Origin of the sequence: Rhodococcus sp. LB1, assembly GCF_001583455.1 — a bacterium.
GTDB classification, from domain to species: domain Bacteria; phylum Actinomycetota; class Actinomycetes; order Mycobacteriales; family Mycobacteriaceae; genus Rhodococcus_F; species Rhodococcus_F opacus.
Genome location: NZ_LTCZ01000290.1, coordinates 111,158 through 128,672, shown reverse-complemented (window position 1 = coordinate 128,672; position 17,515 = coordinate 111,158). Strand labels below are relative to the sequence as shown.

Here is a 17,515-nt window from a genome sequence, read left to right as displayed (position 1 = left end):
GGGCGGTTGACAAGTACTCACAGGCAGGCGGCGGCACCCCCGGCTTCGAAGGTGGCGGTGTCGCAGTAGGCGGAGCGGGGATAGTACGGACCCATGGTGGTGGCGGGGTCGGTGTGCTGGTTCTGCGATGCCTGCACCGACTGCGGGTAGAAGGCGTCGGATGGCAGCATGTACCGCAGGAACAGCACCTTCTTCGCGACGTCGGTGGAGCCCCAGGGGATGACGGTGACGGTCGGGTCGGACGCGGCGCGGGCGGGGACGTCCTGCGGTGCGGCGACGACGTACGTGTAGTTCCCGTCGCCGTCGGTGCGTGTCTGGAAGTCGGCGGCGCACGCGACGACCGGGTACGGCGTCACCTGATCGTTCTGGCACATCGACCAGTACCGCACCTGCCGGCCGGGCGCCGTGACGGGTTGGCCGGCACGGGTGTCGGGGAACGTCGGCGCCCGGCCCTGCACGACGACGATGCGTCCGGGCTGGTACGTCAGTCCTGCTCCGACATATTTGTTGTCGCCGTTGGGGAACAGGCCCGACGTGCTCGCGGGGTTCACGAACGTCGCCTCGGGTACGTTGCCGGGGAACGCTCCGGACGCTGCGCCGGCGATGATCTGGTCGAATGCGGCCTCCGCGGCCTGTCCGAGTGGGCCGTTGTCGTAGTCGGAGGGATCGAATTCGGATCCGCAGGTCGGCACCGGCGACGTCCGGCCCCCGAACGTCAGTGTCACGTCGGGTAGTGGAACGCCGCCGGTCGGAGATGCCGGGTCGTCGGGCACGTACACCCGGATGATGAGGAAACCGACGGGTACGGACTGCGCGTCGGCCCCGGCGGGCAGGGCCTGAATCTGATTGCGGGAGTGGTCGGCCGGACCGGTCACGACCGTCGCGTGCCAGCGCTTCTGCGTGGCGGGCAGGGCACCGGCGGCGGCGTCGGCGAACGGGTTTCCGCTGCCGGGGTCGGGTCCGATCTGGTTGTCGCGCAACGTGTCGACGGTGTCGAAGTTCGTCCCGTACGTGTTGAGCGAGAAGTAGCGGGCAGCCGGGTAGGTGCCGCTCAGTTCGATGGTGTCACCCGGCCCCAACGCGTAGGGCAGCACCCAGTACGTCGCGTTGGCGTCGGGGAAGGCGACGTCGAGCACGGTCGAGTCGGACATGAACTGCCACGCGCACTGCGCCGTCGGAGCGGGCTGCGCGGACGCGACCGACGCCGCGCCCGACCACAGCAGCAGGAGACACACGGCGGCAACGACTTTCCCTGCCATGGCCGTCAGAACACCTCCCCGAACGCGGTCAGCTTCTCGATGCCCTCGCGGTCGATCTCACCCGGGGTGTACCGGTTGATCAGCTGGATGTAGGCGAGGTAGCGCGCCATCGCGTCGGCACCCTGCTGTGCGAACGCCGGGGGTAGCGGCGCGGCGAGCTGCGTCGGCAGGTACTGGGTCATCAGCTGGGCGGCCATGGCCGGACCGCGCGGGTCGTGATCGAAGGTGTTGTCGAGTTCCGCCCGGCCGCGTTCGGTGGCGTAGTCGTAGAACTCGTACTGGAATGAGGCCGGGTCGACGTAGGCGGTGGGTCCCAGCCACTTCGAATACACCGCGACCTTCGCCTCGGGGGTGCGCAGCACGTAGATGTGGGTGGGGGAGTTGTTCCAGTTGACCCCCTGCGGTGCGTGCTCGTTGGTGGCGAGGACGACGTGGTCGCGACCGGCCGCGGCGTTGCTCCGCAGCAACGGCATGAGGTCGACGCGTTCGGCATAGGTGGCGAACAGGTCCCCGGACATCCAGTTCCGGTCGCCGTGACCGAGTGTCGCGAGCAGCGGCACCACGTCGACGCTCGACGTGAGCTGGCCGCGCGGGGTGTCGGTGTCGCCGGTGAATCGCCCGGTCGGGTCGGCGACGATCAGCGGGATGTGGAAGGCCTCGTCGTAGGCGGTGGACAGTTTGCCTGCGACGAAGCCGTGCGCCCCGGCGTATTCGCCGTGATCGGACGTCATGACGAAGACGGTGTTCGCCGCGACGTCTTCCGGCAGCGAGTTGATCACCGTGCCGATGTGGTGATCGACCATCGACAGCACGTTGGTGTAACTGTCCAGGGCCCGCTCCCAGTACGTGTACGGCGCGAACGCGATGTGTCGGTCGGGATCGGTGCCCTGACCGTAGGGCTGGAGGTAGTAGTTCGACAGATTCTGGGTGTCGTCGGTTACGCCGCCCCAGACCAGGGCCTGGAACTCCCGGGCGAACACCTGGGTGCTCGGTTTCGACTGCAATGCCTTCTCGGGTTCCCAGTTGGGCGGCACGGACGGATAACCCAGCCGCGGAGGGTCGCTCTCGGCGGTGGTCACCGACCAGGCCCGGGCGGGGCTGAGCGGGGGAACGTTGTTCGCGTACAGCGACTGATACCGTTCCGCTTCCGTTCCGGCCCAGAAGAACTGCTGGTCGTGGGGATTGACGAAGCTCGCCGTGAGGCAGAACGGGCCGTCCCCGGGTTTCCGCGTCGACAACCACGCCGCGGCCTGGTCGGCGATGTGCCCGTCGAATTCGAATCCCTCACCGTTCATTCCGATGATGTCGGGCATCGTCAGTCCGTCGAACCCGTACTCCTCGAGGTAGCCGGGGGCGAGCCCGGAGTCCTCGTCGGGGGACGGCGACAGATGCCATTTGCCGACGTACGGCGTGACGTACCCGGCCTGCCGCAGCAGCTTGCCGTACGTCGGAAAGTCCCGGCCCATCGCGGGCGACGGGACGGGGGAGGCCCGATTGCCGGTCCGCGTCTGCAGCATCCAGTTCTGCAGCGGATAGAGACCGGTGACGAAACAGGCACGGCCGGGGCTGCATGCCACCCCGGCCGTGTAGTGCTGCGTGAATTTCACCCCGGGCGCCCACAGCGTGTACAGGTTGGGCATGAACCGCTGCAGGAACTGGTCGGCAGTGGTGATCCCCGCCGGAAAGACCTGGGGAAACCGCATCTCGTCGACGACGATGAACACGATGTTGGGCTGCACGTAATTGCTGGGCTGACGGTGCAGCGGTTTCTCCGACGCGTCCGCCCGACGGTCGAAGAGGCTCGACATCACGGTCACCCCGCCGGCGACCGCCGCACCCGAGAGAAACGTTCGCCTGTCGATCGGATGGCCGGCCTTCTCGTCGGTCATGGCGGTTCCTCCGGTCGAAGGGATGGGATCGTCTCACTCTCTGTACCCACTTTCGAACGAAGTAGTGATGTGTCGGCGGAAATGTCGCCCGTGATTGGATACACCCGTGAATGCCGTAGTCCCGACCCCGCCCGATCCGTTCTTCACCGTCGGCACCCGACTCGACGGGCAGCTGGGCCGCACCGGAACCATTCACACCCCGCACGGCGACATCGCGACGCCGTCGTTCGTGGCCGTCGGCACCAAGGCCACCGTCAAGGCGGTGCTGCCGGAGAGCATGAAGGAGTTGGGCGCGCAGTCGCTGCTCGCCAACGCGTACCACCTGTACCTGCAGCCCGGGCCGGACATCGTCGACGAGGCCGGCGGTCTGGGCAAGTTCATGAACTGGGACGGCCCGACGTTCACCGACAGCGGCGGATTCCAGGTCATGTCGCTGGGCGTCGGGTTCAAGAAGGTCCTCGCGATGGAAGCCGTCGGGGTGCGCTCCGACGACGTCATCGCGAAGGGCAAGGAACGCCTCGCGACTGTCGACGACGACGGTGTCACGTTCAAATCGCACCTGGACGGGTCGCGGCACCGGTTCACCCCCGAGGTGTCGATGCAGATCCAGCACCAGCTCGGCGCCGACATCATGTTCGCGTTCGACGAGCTCACCACGCTGCTGAACACCCGCGGGTACCAGGAGCGGTCGGTGGAGCGGACGCAGGCGTGGGCGGTGCGCTGCATCGCGGAGCACGAGAAGCTCACCGCCGAGCGTTCCCATCGCCCGTATCAGGCGCTGTTCGGGGTTGTCCAGGGCGCGCAGTACGAGGACCTGCGGCGGCAGGCGTGCCGGGGGCTGGAGTCGATCACGGGGGAGAGCGGCCGCGGTTTCGACGGGTACGGCATCGGCGGTGCGCTCGAGAAGCAGAACCTGGGCACCATCGTCCGCTGGTGCAACGAGGAGCTTCCCGAGCACAAGCCGCGGCACATGCTCGGCATCAGCGAGCCGGACGATTTCTTCGTCGCCATCGAGAACGGCGCCGACACGTTCGATTGCGTGAATCCGTCGCGGGTGGCGCGCAACGCCGCGATCTACCACCCGGACGGCCGGTTCAACATCAACACCAGCCGCTTCCGTCGGGACTTCACGCCCATCGACGAGAACTGCGATTGCTACACCTGCGCGAATTACACCAGCGCCTACATTCACCATTTGTTCAAGGCGAAGGAAATGCTGGCGTCCACGTTGTGCACCATCCACAACGAACGCTTCACCGTCCGGTTGGTCGATCAGATCCGCGCCAGCATCGAAGGCGGCTACTTCGACGAGTTCAAGGCCGAAACCCTGGGCCGCTTCTACCGCACGTGAGTGGGAAAGCGTCCTCGGGCACACTTTCCCACTCACATGGGGGTCAGAGCTGGTAGGTGGGTTCGCGCTTCTTCACGTAGGCGATGACGCGGTATGTGATCGGCATGACCAGCACCTCGACGAGGGTCTTCCACAGGAATCCGACGATCACGTAGTTGACGAAATCGCTCCACGTGCTGATGCCGATCGCGCCTGCGGCGATGGAGCAGAAGATCAGGGTGTCGGCGAACTCACCGACGATGGTGGAACCGATGAGCCGCGCCCACAGGTGCTTCTCCTTGGTGCGCTCCTTGATCAGGACCAGCGTCACCGAGTTCAGCATCTGCCCGACGAGGTAACCGGCCAGCCCGGCGAGCAGCAGTCGCGGGTAGACGCCGACGACGGACCGCAGCGCTTCCTGGTTCTCGTAGAAGTCGGCGGACGGCAGCTCGATGAGGAGCCAGAAGCAGAACGCGGCCAGGATCAGGGCGCCGAAGCCCAGGTAGATCGCGCGCCGGGTCGACTTGAACCCGTACACCTCGCTGAGGACGTCGCCGAGAATGTAGGCCAGCGGGAACAGGAAGAAGCCGCCGTCGGTGATGACGGGCAGGATCTGCAGCGGTCCGATGGTCAGCGACGAATCGGCGAAGAATGCGACGCCCTTCGTCGCGCAGATATTCGAGATCAGCAGCGTCGCGGTGAAGAGGGCGACGAACGTGGGGTAGTACCCCCGGCTGACGTGCGCGAACGTCGCGTGGTCGTCTGGTTTGGTCTGCTGATCTGAGGCTGTCACGCCGCAATCCAAGCACCTGCACGGGGAAGGGCGCGAATCAGGAACGGGTGAACGTACCTTTTGTCCGATCTGACGCGACGAAAGGTACGTTCACCCGCACGGTAGAGAGAGGTCCGGACTAGCCCTGGACGACGCGCGTGCCGCCGGCCAGTTCGTCGTGCTTGCCCTGCTTGGTGGGGCTGCCGTTGATGGTCACCCCGATGACGATCGCGGCGACGACGCCGAGCAGTCCGAACAGGAACCCGAGGAGCGGGAACCCGCCGAGCGCGGACAGGACGTAGAAACCGTTTCTGGTCAGCGACTGCTGCTGGGTGGGGAGTCCGCCGTCCGGGCCCTCGACGCGCAGGCCCAGAATCTGCTTGCCCAGGGTCTGCCCCCTCGTCGTTTCGAGGAAGACGAAGTAGCCGACGGCGGCGGCCGCGGTGAGGATCGCGCCGAGGACGCTGCCCAGGAAGTTGCCCAGCACCAGCGCGAGGACGGTGCTGACCACGGCCATCGGGATGCCGACGATCAGGCCGTCGATCACCCGTGCGCCCAGGCGGGGAAGAAGTTCACCGGGGCGGGACGGGTCGAACCCGAAATCCGGCTGCGCGAACGGCTGCGTGCCGAACTGCTGCGCCGAATCGAACTGCGGCGGTGCGCCGAACTGCTGTCCGTGCTGCTGCCGGCCCGCCCCGTTGTAGTGCGGTTGCCCGTACTGCTGCCCATCGAACGGCTGTTGTCCCTGGCCTGGATCGAATCCACCGGTAGTCATGTGTTCCCCCTCGAATCTCGAGTCCTGAATGTCTCGGATGACGCCTGAGCACCTTACGCAAGGGGTGGGAGTGACTCGAGTGACGGGAGTAGCAAAACGGGTGAGCGTACTTCCATCCTCGTTGGACAGGAAGCACGCTCACCCGCGGGGAGCGGTCGGTCAGGCCGCGACGTAACGGCCGGTGAGCACGCGGTACGCGTAGGTCGACGCGATGATGGTGATCGGGATCGAGACGAGAAGTCCGACGCCGCAGAGGATTGCACCGACGATGTTGATGCCGACGAGGGCCAGGGCCAGCAGCAGCACCGGGCCGACGTTCTGCGAGATCACGCGGAAGCTCGACTTGATGCCGGTGATGGCGTCCTCGTTCTGATCGATGACGAACTGCAGCGTCCACCAGGTCAGGAAGATCACGATGAGACCCGGGATGATGAGCAGGACGAAACCGATGGTGGCGGCCACACCGATGATCACGCTGGCGATGATGATCGCCCCGACGTTGGTGAACTGGAAGAACGAACCGAACGCCGGCTTGTTCCCGTCCACCTCGTGCAGTGCGCCCCGCACCAGAGCCGCATTGATCAGGTAGCCGACGATGGTCGTGACGATCGTGCCGATGATGCGCCACACCGAGAACGCCGCGCTCATGTCGGACGACGTGCTGAAGCCGCCGAAGACGAGGTTCAGCACGACCTGGATGACGGCGGCGATCAGCAGGATGCCGATCCAGATGAGCGCGTTGTCCTTGAACTTGTTCCAGCCGTAGCCGATCGCGTCGCCCACGGAGAACTGCCCCGGCGTCTGCCCGGGCGTGCCGTAATCCGACATCGGCGGGGGCGGCGGATATCCGCCGGGCGGCGGTCCCTGCGGCGGTGGCGGGTAATTGCCCTGCGGCGGCGGGTAATTTCCGCCGGGCGGCGGCGGTGGGTAATTACCGGGGGGCGGTGGATAGTTTCCGCCGGGCGGAGGCGGGTAGTTTCCGCCGGGCGGCGGTGGCGGATATCCGCCGGGCGGCGGTCCCTGCGGCGGCGGTGGGTAATTTCCCGGGGGCGGCGGATAACCACCGGGCGGCGGTGGAGGATTGCCCTGCGGGGGGTATCCGCCCTGGTCACCACCTTCAGGTTTGTCGTTAGGGTCGTATCCACCAGTCGTCATGTGATCCCCTCAGCAAGAGTTGAATGCTCGCGCGTGACAGTGCGAATAAACACTACGTGGACAATCCTTTACTCGCCTCCCTTTGGTCTGCTTCTTCTCCTGCGGTTTTGATGCTTTACGCTGGTTATCGTGACTAATTCTGGGGGATCGGACGATTCGAATCCGTACAACGGGCAAACACCACCCACTTACGGCGAGGTGCCCGGCTTGCCGCGCGACGGATACGGGGTCGACGAATCCGGTTATCCCACCTATTCGGCGCCCACCGAGAAGTACCCCGACTATCAGCAGCCGGGCGCCTACGGGACGTCTCCGAATCCGTATGCCGCGCCGAATCGGAATCAGTACGGCGGCGACCAGTACGGTGCTCCGAACCAGCAGTACGGGACGCCCAACCCGTATGCCGCCCCGAATCAGTACAGCGCACCCAACCAGTACGGCGGCGCACCCGATCAGTACGGGCCGCCGGGCCGATACGGCGGTCCCGCCCCGCAGTACGGCGCACCGAACCCGTACGGCGCGCCCTACCCGCAGTCGCTGGGGACGAACGGTCTCGCGATCGCATCGCTGATCACGTCGATCGTCGGCGGATGCTTCTACGGGGTCGGCTCGGTCGTCGGCATCATCCTGGGCATCATCGCGCTGGGCCAGATCAAGCAGTCCGGGCAGGAAGGCCGTGGGCTCGCGATCGCCGGAATCGCCATCGGCGCCGCCTACGTCGTCGGCTGGATCCTGTTCTTCGTGATCATGGTGATTGCGGCGGCGTCGGGAGCCTGACCACCCACGGTTCGCGGTGCAGGCGGGCCGGGTCGAACCGGTCGAGGAGTATCCCGAGATCCCCGACCTCGCCCGGTTCCGCGAGCCCGAGCGACGTCGCCAGCACTCCGAGGACGTCGCTCGGGGTGCGTCCCAACGCTTTCTGGTCGGTGAGCGTGACGGCGCCGTCGCGTTTCGCGAGCCGTTTGCCGTCCTCGTTGAGTGCGAGCGCGACGTGTGCGTAGGTGGGGGCGGTCAAGCCGAGCAGCCCGGCGAGGTATGCCTGACGGGGCGCGGACGACAGCAGGTCGTCGCCGCGTACCACCTGATCGATTCCCTGGGCGGCGTCGTCGACGACCACCGCGAGGTTGTAGGCGGGTGTGCCGTCGCCGCGACGCAGCACGAGGTCGTCCACCATGCCGGAATAGGTTCCGTGCAGGACGTCGTCGATGGTGAACGAGGTGACGCCGGCGCGCAGGCGCAGCGCGGGTGGTCGGCCGCCGGCGAGCCGGTCTGCGCGTTCGTCCGGTGTCAGGTTGCGGCACGTCCCGGGGTAGGCACCCTGCGGTGCGTGCGGCGCCGACGCCGCTTTCTGGATTTCTCTTCTCGTGCAGAAGCACTCGTACGTGAGGCCGGCGGCGTGGAGTTCGGCGATGGCCGCGTCGTACCGCGGCAGTCGGTCCGACTGCGACACGACGTCGCCGTCCCAGTTGAGGCCGAGTTCCGCGAGGTCGGTCAGTTGCCGGTCCCGGGCGCCCTCTCGGACGCGGTCGAGGTCTTCGACGCGCATGAGGAACCGCCGGCCGGTGGACCGGGCGAACAGCCACGCCAGCACGGCCGTCCGCAGGTTGCCGAGGTGCAGGTCGCCGGACGGGCTGGGCGCGAACCGTCCCGCGCCCGCCGCCCGATGTGACAGCGGTTCACTCTGACGAGATGGATGTGACATCGGCCGAGGGGTCAGCTGGCCAATTCGATCGACGACGACGGCACCACGTCGGCGCCCTGCAGAATCATGCCGATCTGAATGTCGAGGGCGTGCTCGAGGTACTCGGGCGGGTACAGGGCCGGACTGCCGATCGCATCGAGGGCGAGTCCGTCGACGGTGGCGAGGAGAAGCGCCGCACGGGTTTCCGCCTCCGGGGTGCCGATCCCGATGAGCACGGCGGACAATCCGGTGCGGATGGTGAACAGGGTCTTGCGCCGGATCTCGGCGAGCGACGGGGAGGTGGCGGCCCGGACGGCGAAGGCCGCCATGACGTGCGCCTCCCGCGACCGCGCCTCGTCGAGCGGCAGCAACTGGGACATCGCGGCGAACAGGGCCCGGGCGGGATCCCCGCCGCGGTCGACCTCCGACAGTCGGGCGAGCAGTGTGTCGACGAGGGTCCGCAGGGCGAACGCGAACATCTCGTCCTTCGTGGAGAAGTGGTGCTGGACGGCTCCGATGGACACACCCGCCCTCTTGGCGACCTCGCGCACGCTGGCGCCCTCGAGACCCGACTCGGCCGCGACGTCGAACAGGGCTGCGGCCAGGCGTTCGGGGCTGGTGGACGAGTATCGGCGTTCGCGCATGCCTCGAACATTACTGACGTATTGAATCAATACCTGCGTCAGGCGCCCGTGTTGCCTCGAGTGGCGGGTGTGACTTCGGTTATCGGCGGACGTACGTCAGGAAGATCATCCCGCTCTCGAACGCGCGGCTCGCGGCCAGCCGGAACCGCTGAGGGCCGAATTCGCCGTCGAACAGCGGAATGCCGGTGCCGATCGCCACGGGGTTGAGCTTGATCCGGAGCTCGTCGATCTCGGGCTGCACGGCGGCGGCGAGCTTGCCGCCGCCGCACAGCCAGATGTCCTTGCCGTCCTCCCGCTTGAGTTCGCGCACCTTCTCGATCGGATCGCCCGAGACGATCTCGACGTCCGGGTCGGGCGACTCGGTGATCGTGGTCGAGAAGACGTACTGCCGCAGATGCGCGTACGGGCTGGTCACGCCGAGGTCGAGGCCGGGTTGGTAACTGGCGCGGCCCATGAGCAGTGTGTCGAAATGTTTGTTGGGGGCGTCGATTCCCAGCGGTGCCCGCATGTGGGTGGGAACCGTCTCGGGGTACTCGGCGATCATCACGGGCATGTGATCGCCGTCGATCTCGAAGATGGTGCCGGTGGGGTCCGAGCCGTCGGCGCCGGCGATGAATCCGTCGATGGTGGCGGCGGCGTAGTAGACGAGCTTTCGCATGTGAGTCCTCCCGTGGTCGGTAACTACTCCATTTGTAGTACTATGACTGCAGTGGTTGCAAGTCCTTTTGTTCGAGGAGTGTCGATGGCGCAGAATCCGGAACGACGTGCGGCTCTCGTGAACGCGGCGATCGAAGTGCTTGCGCGAGAGGGCGCGCGCGGCCTCACCTTCCGCGCCGTCGACGTCGAGGCGAGCGTCCCCAAGGGGACGGCGTCCAACTACTTCGCCAGCCGCGACGACCTGTTCGACCAGGTCGGCAAGCGGATTCACGAACGCATGGGCCCCGACCCCTCGGTGGTCGAGGAAAGCGGTCGCAAGCCGCAGAATCTCGAGCTCGCGATCGAGTACATGCAGGGGTTGTTCGGCAGGATCACCCGCGATCGGACGGGCTATCTCGCGTTGCAGGAATTGCGACTCGAAGCGGTCCGGCGGCCCGAGTTGCGGACCACGCTGACGCGCACGATCTCCGAGAATCTGGAGCGCGACATCGGGTTTCACCTCGAATCGGGACTGCCCGGTGATCGCAGCACCGTGCTGATGCTCTACCTCGCGATGAATGCGCTCATCGTCGAGCACCTGACGCTGCCCGGCGTGCTCGACGGGGTCGACACGGAGCGGCTCGTCGCCGATCTCGTGACGCGTGCCGTCGCTACGCCGGACGCCTGAGCGCGTAGTCGTCCACGTACTCCTGCCCCGACAGTGTCATGAGGGCGTGCATCAGCTCGTCCGTCGCGGCCCGGACGACGTGCCGGTTGTCGCGTAGCTCGGCGAATCGGGTGAAGTCGAGCGGTTCGCCGACGGTCACCGTCACCTTGCCGAACCGCCACATCCGCGATCCGGCGGGGTTGACCTGCCGGGTGCCGTGCATGGCGACGGGCACGACCGGGGCGCCCGTCGCGAGCGCGACCCGGGCGATTCCGGTCTTGCCCTTGTGGAGTCGACCGTCGGGCGACCGGGTGCCCTCGGGGTAGATTCCCCAGACGTTGCCGTCGTCCAGGATCTTCTTCGCGGTGTTCAGTGCGGATTCCGCCGCGGAGGCCCCGGACCGGTCGATCGGCACCTGGCCGGCCGCGGTGAAGAACCAGCGTTTCGCGCGGCCCTTCGCGCCGCCCTCGGTGAAGTACTCGCTCTTGGCCACGAACGTGATGCGCCTGCGCACCATCAGGACCAGGAAGAACGAGTCGACGACGGTGAGGTGATTGCTCGCCAGGATCACCGGACCCGACGCCGGGATGTGGTGCGCGCCGTCGATCGTGGGCCGCCCGAAGATCCGCAGCACCGGTCCGATCAGCACGTACTTGAAGATCCAGTACCACACGGTGAACTCCTGACTCGGGCGCCAAAGTGGAGTAGACATTGTCTACCCCCGTCATGATAGACACTGTCTACATGAGTGGAGAAGTGCAACCCCTGCGCGTGCGGCTGATCGACTGCGGGCGCGAATTGCTGGACGAGGGCGGCATCGACGCCGTCGGGCTGCGCGCCGTCGCCCGGCGCGCGGGTGTCTCGCACGGCGCGCCGCGGCGGTACTTTCCCACCCACAAGGCGCTGCTCGCCGCGATCGCCGCATCAGGATTCGCCGAGCTATCCGAACAGCTCCGGTCGACGATCATGTCCGAGGCGGACCCCCTCGCACGCGTGCGGCGGACGGCACGGCAGTACCTCTCCTTCGCCGACACCCACCGCACCCTGTTCGAATTGATGTTCCGGCACGACCTGCTCGAGGGTTCGGGAGAGGACCTGCGGCAACACTCGAAACCCCTGTTCGAGACGGTCGTCGCACTCGTCGCGGACGCAGGCGCCGAGACCCCGCGCGTGGTCGCGTTGAACCTGTGGACCCAGCTGCACGGGGTGGCGACCCTCCGCGCCACCCGCAGCATCGAGGTGATCGTCGGCGACTTCGATGTGGAGGCGTTCGTCGCGCAGCTGATCGACCTACATCTCAGGGCGTAGGCAGGACGGCGCGCGGCAGGTCGGCCCGCAGCTCCACATCGGTGACGAAGTCCCCGTCATCCGGCTGGTAGCGACGCTGCGGATCGAAGTCCTCCACCCGGAAGCTGTCCAGCGTGGGGGAGTGCGTCGTGACGGCGAGGGTTCCGCCGTCGAGATCGAACTGCAGGAGTCGCTGGAACCCGGTCTCGCGGCGGCTGTCCACCGTGAAGTACTGGTAGTCGGCAAGCAACTCCACGACCTTCCGGTCCGTGTCGCCCACCTTCCGGTCGGTGACCGTCGTCTGCCCGTCGACGTGTCCCGCGAGGACCAGGAACACCGTCTCGAAGGGAACGACGAGCCTGTTCCAGATCTGCTGTCCCGCACTGCTACCGATGTCGCCGAACCCGCTCATCCGCAGCGAGCCGTCCTCGTCCAGGTAGTAGTGGCTGCCGATCACCACGTTGCGGTTCGGGTGGTCGGCGAGCACGTCCTCGGCCCACTGCAGCACGTGTTCGGGCGGGTTGTAGCCGATGTAGAGCATCAGGAATTTCGCGCCGGCGATGTCGAGCAGGTCGTAGTGCGCCGAATTGTCAGTGTCCGTGACGGATTCACCCCAGTACGGCTGGTCGCGGTACCGCCACGGCCCGAAGAACTCGTTGTAGAGGGCGTGGTTCTTCTCGTGCTCGCCGGGAATGAGTCGTCCGCCGACGTTCCACAGGTTGTCGTGGTTGCCGGGCAGGACGCCGTAGGGAATGCCGGCCTCTTCGAGCGTCGCCATCGCCTTGTCCGCCACCTCGAACTCGGGCCGGGCGCGGGACTCGGGTGCTCCCGGACGAATCCAACTCTGGACGAGGTCGCCGGTGTGCATGGAATAGGCGATCTTGCGTTCGGCGGCGTTCTCGGCGGTCCAGCGGGTCATGTCGAAGTACACCTCCGGCCGGTCCCGGGACACGTACTGGGTGTCGCTGATGTGCTGCAGCGCGAAGTCGTACGCGTTCGGGTCGGCGAACTGCTGATCGGCTGTCGCGTTGGCCTCGCGGAAACTCCGATCCTGTCGAGGGCCGTCGATGACGAGGATCTGAGCGGAGTCCTCGCCCTCGATCCGAGCGGTCAGGGTGACCGGACCGCCCGGTTCGGACGGCTGCGCCGTCGCGACCGGCTCACCCCAGCTCTGCCCCTCCTCGTCCCACACGTGCATCGCGAGGTCGTCGAGATTCACCGAACGCCCGTGCCAGGTCACGTCGGTGCCTGCGGACTCCGGACCGAACCGGACCTCGTACCGCATGTACGGGTACTCGTCGAAGCGGTGGCTGGTGGCCGACGTACCGTCCGACTCCTTACCCGGAACCCGCTGTGAGGGAGCGGCGTCGCCGGTGGTCCCGGCGAACATGACCGCGGACGCGAGGGGCGCCGAGGTGACGAGGCCATGGGCCGGCAGACCGGACGCGCCCCGGGGTTCGGGATCGGCCACCGCGACCACGTCACCGCCGAGCAGCGCCGCGGCGAGTGACACTGCCGTCAGCGCGGCGATCCTGCCCGGCACGCTCATGACCCGAGGTTACAAGCGTGACCGGGCAGGCGCTCGGGTCAGGCCTTGCGGCCGAGGAAGGCCAGGACCCTGGTCTGCTCGTCGACGTCCGCGGGGACGTCCACGGCGGGGCCGCACACTCCGGCCGTGCGGATGCTTTCGCCCATCTGCTCCGCCACGCCGCCCACCCAGGTCAGGTCGCCGGCGGGGATGGTCTCGTCGAGGCCGGTGGCCCGGGCCAGGTCCCAGCCGTGGACTACCAGGTCGAAGCAGTAGAAGCTGTCGATGGTCTTGCCGAGGTCGGTGCGGCCGAAGTGCCCGTCGTACTCGCGGCTCACGAGAGCCGGGTCGTTCAGGATCTCCTGCATGCCATCGCGCGTGGCCGCCCACGCGGCAACCGGGTCTTCGTCGACGGACGGCGGCTCCGGCAGTTCCAGATCGACGACGGTGACGATGTAGCGCTGCGTGTCGATCACGTGCCGCACGACGTCGCGGGCCGTCCAGCCGTCACACGGGGACGCGTCGTCCCAGCGTTCGGCGGGCACGGATTCGACTCGCTTCGTGAACTTCGCGGCGAGATCGCGGTAGTGGGCTGCGGGGGTTTCGGTTGTCGAGGTCATGCTGCCGATTCTTCTCCCGTCCGGCGTCCGAGGGCTTGAACATTTCCGACATCGACCACAGATTCCGTTCCGTGCCAGTCGGGGGCCTCACTGGCGAGGAGGTCGGACGGGGTGAGCGAGGAGATTCGCCGGCATTCCCGCGACAGGTGCGCCTGGTCGCTGTAGCCGGCGGTGGCGGCGAGTTCGGCGAGTCCGGTCCGCGTGCCCGACTGCGCCAGCGCCATGAACCGTTGCAGCCGCAGGATTCCGCGGAGGGTCGCGGGCCCGTATCCGAACGCGTCGTTGCATCGCCGCTGCAGTTGCCGCTCGGTGACCGAGGCGGCGTCGGCGAGCGCGCCCACGTTCCACGAGTGCCGGGCGAGGGCCTGCCGGACGGTGCCGATCAGCGGGTCGGCTTCCGGTCCGCGGGTTCGCCACGCGCGCACGGCGTTCTCGAACAGGGCGATTCGTTCCGCGTAGCCGGGAGCGTTGTCGAGCCGGTCGGTCAGTTTCCGTTCCCACGTGGACCCGAGCACGTCCCCGAGACCGACCCGGATGTTGCGGACCTCGGCCGCCGACGTCCGCAGCAGATGCGAGGCGGCGCCGGGACGGAAGCGGACGCCGACGGATTCGGTGCCCGGCGGCAGCGCGAAAGACCACGCCGTGGTTTCGGGACCGCACACGCGGATTCCCACACCCCGGATCCACAGGATGTGCATGCACGCGTCCGGCACCAGCAGATGCTCGCCCTGTGTCCGCGCGGACCACCCGCACACCAGGGTGTCGGTGAGGTCGGGCGACGGTGAGGTCGGCGTGTACCAGCCCATGCACAGGAGCCTAATCACGGAGACCGACACGTGCGGGCCGGTCACATCGCCCGAAGTGCCCGCACCGGCACGCAACTCGAGGTGAACTGTATGCACGGGTCCGCAGAGGTTCCCCGGAGGCCCGCCACTTCGCCGTCACAGAGAACGAGGACTCCATGAGACGAACATGGGCGCTGGCAGCGATCGCCGCCGTCAGCCTGACCTTCTCGAGTTGCGCCTACGACAGCACCGATTCCGGCGATACGGGCGGCAACGCCCCGGTGTCTCCGACGCCGACGTCCCCGCCCGCCGCGCCCGGCACACCAGTCCTGAAGATGGGACCGACGACGCTCGGCGAGGTGATGGTCGACGACGGTGGAATGACGGTCTACGTGTACGACAACGACGAGGTCGGCTCCGGCGCCAGTTCGTGCCGGGACACCTGCCTGCAGTCGTGGCCACCGGTCACGTCGGTCACCGAGAACCCGACGGTTCAGGGGCTGCAGGAAGTGGTCATCGACACGATCCCGGCGCCGGACGGCACCCACCAGCTCACCGTGAACGGCCGCCCCGTGTACCGCTACAAGGACGACAACGAACCCGGGGACGCATTCGGGCAGGCAGTCGGCAGCGTGTGGTGGACCCTCGACTCCGCAGGCAACCCGGTCACGACAACTGCGGGCGGCGAGTAGCGCGGTCGATCCTCAGGTGGACGGTGACGGTCAGCGCTGCCGACAGGACGGCAGCGAACCACAGGGCGTCCAGCCCGATCCAGTGGTGCGCGAGGGCGCCCGTCACCGCGCCCACCACCAGGCCGGCCCACAACGCGAAATGTCGTAGCCACGCCCACCGCGGCCCACCGAACAGTGCCCCGGCCAGTCGATGCCCCATCTTCACGAGCGCGCCCGTCATGTAGGTGAGACCGATGGTCACCTCGCCGTCGCGCTGGAAGAAGGAGTTCTCGGCGCCCATCGCGAGCAGCATCGCGCCGACGGCCACCGTGCTCGCCCCGACGGTCGCGGCCACCGCGCCCGCGATGAGCAGTCCCGACACGACCGCGAGCACCGTCGTCCGGACGGGCAGGCGCCGTCGCTCGGACAGGTGCACGACCACGGCACCCAGGGCGCAGCCGAGGACGAACATCCCGATCACCGCGGCAGCAGTCGCCGCGTGCGCCCACGCGGCGTCCGCGAACCCGACACTGAACCGGGTGAGATTGCCGCTCATGAACGCGACGAAGAACCCGCCGAGCGTGATGAATCCCAGCGCGTCGACGTAACCGGCCAGCGTGGACAGCACCACCGCCAGCGCGAGCATCCGCTTGCTGTCGTCGATCGGCACACCCCACATCAAACACCGCAGCCGACGACAGTGGCCCCCGATCCGGAGATCGGGGGCCACTGTGGCGTAGGTCAGGCGATCACGACGCCTGGCTCAGGACGTCCCGAGGGCGGGCGCCAGCGTGTTGGCCCAGGACTCGTGCAAGCGGTCCTGCCAGTAGTTCCACGTGTGGAGACCGTCGTCGGTGATGTGGGTCTGCAGCTTGGCGCCGGCGCGCTGCACCGCGGGCACGAAAACCTTGCTGCTCAGACCGGAGGCGGTCTCGAGGGGGACCGTCTGCGAGAACTTCACCGGGTCGAACGAAGCGCTGTCCGGGTCGACGGTCGGATCGCTCGCCGTCGAGCCTGCGCCGGACGAGATGTAGACGGACTTGCCGCGCAGCGCGCCGACGTTGAGCAGCGGGTCGTTGCGAAGCCACCCAGCCGACGGCCAGAAGCCCCACATGTTCAGCGCGTTGCCGCCCATCTGGGCGACGGAGACCTGGATGCCCTGCGCGAAGCCGGGCGAGCTGGCCGTCGGGTATCCGCTGTAGGACGCGACCGCCTTGTAGAAGTCGGGGCGGTGCGTGGCGAGGTTCAACGCGGAGGTGCCGCTCATCGACAGACCCGCGACCGCGTTGTTCACCCCGTCGCTGCCGAATTGAGAAGCCATCACCGGGGGCAGCTCATTGGTCAGGAACGTCTCCCACTTGACGCGGCCGAGCTTCGGGTCGTCGCGCTGCCAGTCGGAGTAGAAGGTGCCGCCGCCGCCGAACGGGATGACCACGTTGACGTGCTTGCCGGCGAAGAAACTCTCCACGTCGGTCTCGATCAGCCAGCCGTTGTTGTCGTCCGGTGCCCGCAGACCGTCGAGCAGGTACAGGGTGGGCGCGGGACCACCGCCCGCGGCCTTGAGCACCTTGACGGGAATGTCCTTGTCCATCGACGGTGAATACACCGAGATCAGGGCCGAGTCGGCGTGGGCGACGCCGGTTCCGGCCAATACGGACACGAGGCCCGATGCCAACACTGCGACCAGGCCCACGATCAGTGCGCGGGTGCGACGAATCGCCATACGAATGTCCTTTTATCTCGAATCGACACACAGCACAGCGAACGCTGCACCGCAGACGATAACAGGAAGATAACGGGTTGCGCCTGCTGTGGC

General features: G+C 67.3%; 19 protein-coding genes. 5 read left to right on the top strand and 14 right to left on the bottom strand.

What is annotated here, in order from left to right; genetic code table 11:
• Positions 1–17 precede the first annotated feature (17 nt).
• Positions 18–1,259: a hypothetical protein gene (locus tag AZG88_RS30075; protein WP_061699961.1), complete on the bottom strand. Its 1,242-nt coding sequence runs from the start codon at positions 1,257–1,259 to the stop codon at positions 18–20.
• A gap of 5 nt (positions 1,260–1,264) precedes the next feature.
• Complete coding sequence (locus tag AZG88_RS30070) at positions 1,265–3,148, bottom strand: sulfatase-like hydrolase/transferase (protein WP_061699960.1); 1,884 nt, start codon at positions 3,146–3,148, stop codon at positions 1,265–1,267.
• A 106-nt stretch (positions 3,149–3,254) separates the two neighbouring features.
• Between AZG88_RS30070 and tgt the strand changes: the two genes are divergently transcribed.
• Positions 3,255–4,499: a tRNA guanosine(34) transglycosylase Tgt gene (tgt, locus tag AZG88_RS30065; RefSeq protein ID WP_061699959.1), complete on the top strand. Its 1,245-nt coding sequence runs from the start codon at positions 3,255–3,257 to the stop codon at positions 4,497–4,499.
• A gap of 43 nt (positions 4,500–4,542) precedes the next feature.
• On the opposite strand, the gene AZG88_RS30060 is transcribed toward tgt, so the two are convergent.
• The 3 genes from AZG88_RS30060 to AZG88_RS30050 form a co-directional block, all read right to left on the bottom strand.
• A complete protein-coding gene (locus AZG88_RS30060; protein WP_005248717.1) occupies positions 4,543–5,271 on the bottom strand; it encodes a queuosine precursor transporter in 729 nt (242 codons plus the stop codon).
• A gap of 118 nt (positions 5,272–5,389) precedes the next feature.
• Positions 5,390–6,025 carry an RDD family protein gene (locus AZG88_RS30055; protein WP_061699958.1) on the bottom strand — a complete coding sequence of 212 codons (636 nt, stop codon included), beginning with the start codon at positions 6,023–6,025 and terminating at the stop codon, positions 5,390–5,392.
• A gap of 159 nt (positions 6,026–6,184) precedes the next feature.
• Positions 6,185–6,853: a hypothetical protein gene (locus AZG88_RS30050; protein WP_061041125.1), complete on the bottom strand. Its 669-nt coding sequence runs from the start codon at positions 6,851–6,853 to the stop codon at positions 6,185–6,187.
• 534 nt (positions 6,854–7,387) lie between these two features.
• Here AZG88_RS30050 and AZG88_RS30045 point away from each other — a divergent pair.
• The gene (locus AZG88_RS30045) at positions 7,388–7,957 is read left to right on the top strand and encodes a DUF4190 domain-containing protein (protein WP_061041186.1); all 570 of its coding nucleotides are present in this window, start codon (positions 7,388–7,390) and stop codon (positions 7,955–7,957) included.
• Here the strand turns inward: AZG88_RS30045 and gluQRS are convergent.
• The 3 genes from gluQRS to AZG88_RS30030 all read right to left on the bottom strand — a co-directional run bounded on the left by gluQRS (position 7,926) and on the right by AZG88_RS30030 (position 10,163).
• On the bottom strand, positions 7,926–8,882 hold the full coding sequence (gluQRS, locus tag AZG88_RS30040; protein ID WP_061699957.1) for a tRNA glutamyl-Q(34) synthetase GluQRS: 957 nt from the start codon (positions 8,880–8,882) through the stop codon (positions 7,926–7,928). The two genes, AZG88_RS30045 and gluQRS, sit on opposite strands and share 32 nt — an antisense overlap.
• 11 nt (positions 8,883–8,893) lie before the next feature.
• Positions 8,894–9,505, bottom strand: coding sequence for a TetR/AcrR family transcriptional regulator (locus AZG88_RS30035; RefSeq protein WP_005248711.1), 612 nt, complete (start codon positions 9,503–9,505; stop codon positions 8,894–8,896).
• A 79-nt stretch (positions 9,506–9,584) separates the two neighbouring features.
• Positions 9,585–10,163, bottom strand: a complete 579-nt coding sequence (locus AZG88_RS30030) for a dihydrofolate reductase family protein (protein WP_005248710.1) — start codon at positions 10,161–10,163, stop codon at positions 9,585–9,587.
• An 84-nt stretch (positions 10,164–10,247) separates the two neighbouring features.
• Between AZG88_RS30030 and AZG88_RS30025 the strand changes: the two genes are divergently transcribed.
• Entirely contained in the window at positions 10,248–10,829 is a 582-nt protein-coding gene (locus AZG88_RS30025; protein WP_061041127.1) for a TetR/AcrR family transcriptional regulator, read from the top strand.
• Here the strand turns inward: AZG88_RS30025 and AZG88_RS30020 are convergent.
• Positions 10,813–11,481 (bottom strand): lysophospholipid acyltransferase family protein, encoded by a 669-nt coding sequence (locus tag AZG88_RS30020; protein WP_061699956.1) that lies wholly within the window; start codon positions 11,479–11,481, stop codon positions 10,813–10,815. The genes AZG88_RS30025 and AZG88_RS30020 overlap by 17 nt on opposite strands.
• Positions 11,482–11,534: 53 nt before the next feature.
• On the opposite strand from AZG88_RS30020, the gene AZG88_RS30015 reads away from it, so the two are divergent.
• Entirely contained in the window at positions 11,535–12,116 is a 582-nt protein-coding gene (locus AZG88_RS30015) for a TetR/AcrR family transcriptional regulator (RefSeq protein ID WP_037181700.1), read from the top strand.
• Here AZG88_RS30015 and AZG88_RS30010 read toward each other — a convergent pair.
• From AZG88_RS30010 to AZG88_RS30000, 3 genes are read right to left on the bottom strand one after another with little or no spacing between them, the layout of a single operon-like run.
• Positions 12,106–13,644 carry a metallophosphoesterase gene (locus AZG88_RS30010; RefSeq protein WP_061699955.1) on the bottom strand — a complete coding sequence of 513 codons (1,539 nt, stop codon included), beginning with the start codon at positions 13,642–13,644 and terminating at the stop codon, positions 12,106–12,108. The genes AZG88_RS30015 and AZG88_RS30010 overlap by 11 nt on opposite strands.
• Positions 13,645–13,682: 38 nt before the next feature.
• On the bottom strand, positions 13,683–14,243 hold the full coding sequence (locus tag AZG88_RS30005; RefSeq protein ID WP_061041131.1) for a TIGR03086 family metal-binding protein: 561 nt from the start codon (positions 14,241–14,243) through the stop codon (positions 13,683–13,685).
• Complete coding sequence (locus AZG88_RS30000; RefSeq protein ID WP_061700057.1) at positions 14,240–15,049, bottom strand: AraC family transcriptional regulator; 810 nt, start codon at positions 15,047–15,049, stop codon at positions 14,240–14,242. Before AZG88_RS30000 ends, AZG88_RS30005 begins: the two co-directional genes overlap by 4 nt.
• A 155-nt stretch (positions 15,050–15,204) precedes the next feature.
• Between AZG88_RS30000 and AZG88_RS29995 the strand changes: the two genes are divergently transcribed.
• The gene (locus AZG88_RS29995; RefSeq protein ID WP_005248698.1) at positions 15,205–15,720 is read left to right on the top strand and encodes a COG4315 family predicted lipoprotein; all 516 of its coding nucleotides are present in this window, start codon (positions 15,205–15,207) and stop codon (positions 15,718–15,720) included.
• Here the strand turns inward: AZG88_RS29995 and AZG88_RS29990 are convergent.
• Together AZG88_RS29990 and AZG88_RS29985 are read right to left on the bottom strand one after the other, a co-directional pair.
• On the bottom strand, positions 15,695–16,378 hold the full coding sequence (locus AZG88_RS29990) for a YoaK family protein (RefSeq protein ID WP_061041132.1): 684 nt from the start codon (positions 16,376–16,378) through the stop codon (positions 15,695–15,697). The genes AZG88_RS29995 and AZG88_RS29990 overlap by 26 nt on opposite strands.
• 84 nt (positions 16,379–16,462) lie before the next feature.
• A complete protein-coding gene (locus AZG88_RS29985) occupies positions 16,463–17,422 on the bottom strand; it encodes an alpha/beta hydrolase (RefSeq protein WP_061699954.1) in 960 nt (319 codons plus the stop codon).
• Positions 17,423–17,515 lie beyond the last annotated feature (93 nt).